The sequence below is a fragment of the Vibrio sp. 10N.222.46.A1 genome, assembly GCF_041473595.1.
Classification (GTDB): Bacteria; Pseudomonadota; Gammaproteobacteria; order Enterobacterales; family Vibrionaceae; genus Vibrio; species Vibrio tasmaniensis_A.
In genome coordinates this window covers 1-2,145 of record NZ_JBFRSN010000424.1, presented here as the reverse complement: position 1 = coordinate 2,145, position 2,145 = coordinate 1, and the positions used below count along the sequence as shown (strand labels likewise).

The 2,145-nt window shown below is 42.6% G+C and carries 1 protein-coding gene; it reads right to left on the bottom strand.

Annotated elements, in window-relative coordinates; all coding sequences use genetic code 11:
• Window positions 1–1,560 (bottom strand): M4 family metallopeptidase (locus tag AB4496_RS13195; protein ID WP_372131121.1); only part of this gene is annotated, 1,560 nt, incomplete at its 3' end.
• Window positions 1,561–2,145: the final 585 nt, after the last annotated feature.

Sequence of the window (2,145 nt, the reverse complement as noted above, 5' to 3'; positions counted from 1 at the left end):
TAGGTTCGCAATCGGTGTGCCTTTCGTCAGCACATTGCCACTTGGCGGCGTGACACCACAACTCGCATTAACGCCTACGGTATTAAAAGCATCTTCAACATCGGCAACCACATAGCCCATGTCGGCTGCGGCTTTCGCTACGCCACAAGCACCTGCATCAAAGGTACTGTTTGCCGTCCAATACAGTTGGTTTGCGACTGTGAATATTTCAAAGCCCTTACGTACATTCCAACCCGATTTGTTCGCTAAAAGGTAAAAGGCACGGTTATAAACACCGCTAGATAAGTGAACGTTCAAGCCATCGTAGTATTGCGAGGCGTGATCAATCGAGCGACCATCTTTTGAAGGTTGATCAAAGTAACGCAAGCCGCCTTCTGATTTGAATATATCGCTTCCGACCACCCAATCCACATTGCCACGCAAGTAGTATTCAGCCGCTTCGCCCGCAATGTCTGAGAAGGCTTCATTGATACCGCCCGACATGTTTTGGTACACAAGGCCGGAGTTTTGCTCGGTGAACCCGTGGCTAACCTCGTGAGCACTCACGTTGATATCGACCAATGGGTAAAAGGTGTTTTTGCCATCCCCAAATGTCATGGATGAGCCATTCCAAAAGGCGTTTTCATAATCGGTACCGTAATGAACGCGCATCGTCAGCTGGAAAGTTAAAGGCGAAGTGTTCATCCACTCTTTGTACATATCGAATACGACATTACCAAAATAGTGCGCATCGTTAAGAGGCGAGTAAGCCCCGTTAATGTATTTATGGTCGGTGTAGTTAGTGCCGTCGGCACAGTTGTAGCTGTAGGCTGCGCTGCCAGAGGTTCCGTTCCTCAAATCGACTGTCTTAACTGATTCATTTTCTAACGTACAAGTCGTGCCTGTTTTGTCGATGGGAAAGCTAGGGAAGTCGCTGCCATATTCATATCGAGTGGTTTTGAGGTTGCCACCGGGGCCAGTACCTAATGCTTTAGCGTGGTTTAGTCCATTCCATTTTTGGAGCACATCGCCAGTCGTGGCATCAATAAAGTAGAAAGGGCGCTCTGGCATTGAGGACGCGATAAAGAAATCGACCAGATACACCACTTGGGCGACTTGGTTCTCATCCAATCTCACCATCAGTTTCGCGTTTTTGTTTTCAATCGACTTTTTGCCGACAGTAAACGTGCGGTGAGAGGATATCGCAGCTTCAATCGCTTGTTCTCGATTCAGTTTTGGCGCGATGCTGGATAGGTCACCACTGATCCCCTGTGCCATGGAACCGAACACTTGAGTGGGTTGGTTCTTGGAAAGGGTGGCCACGACCGAAGTATCAAAGACGGGTAAACCTAGGTGAGTTTGTTGGTAGCGAACTTTCGTTTTTCCATTGGGCAATACCACCCGTTTAACTTCAGAAAAACCTAATTCAAGTGGAGCAACACTCTTCGACTGCGCGACGAGGCTTTGTTGTAGTAATGCATCATTATCGACTCTGACCATTTCTGCAGCGTGTGCAGTAAAGCCGAAAGACGTACCTAGAATGGCTGCTATTTTCCAGCTTAGTTGACGTTGTTGGTTCATTTTTCGTTCCTGATTTTAATATAAACTCCTTCTTCCCAACGGCTTTATAGGAAGTCTATATGCAACACATCTGTGCCATGTGTTGCGAATCAAGATTGGAAGAGCATTTGGAATTATGACAAGTTTATCAGGGAGATTAATTTTTAGAGTATGTAATTCAAAGTTTACAAAGCTCCTTATTGATCAAATTATTTTTATAAAATCCAATTTTATTATTTATCGTAAACGTATGATAGGGCGGGAGTTATTAAAATCCGTTTTGTTTGAATTGATAGAATGAAGTTATCTAAGTTAACTTCGATATTTTTCTGTTTTTATCTTAATTACAAATGAGTAAATAAGCGGTTTTTTGAAGTGGAAATGTTGTTTTTATTATCAATAGTAAACTTGTTTTAACAATATTCTCCAGAGAAGTTATCAAGTTTTATTCATTTTGTTTTGTTAGGCAGAACTAAACTCTACATTTTCTCGTTCAATCACAAATTAGTAAGCATAAGTTATTGTTATGAATGGAGTAAGTCGCTTAAGATAGACAGCATAAGAAACTAGATAGAAAAATTCTGCATTTAAGTACAGAATTTCTCT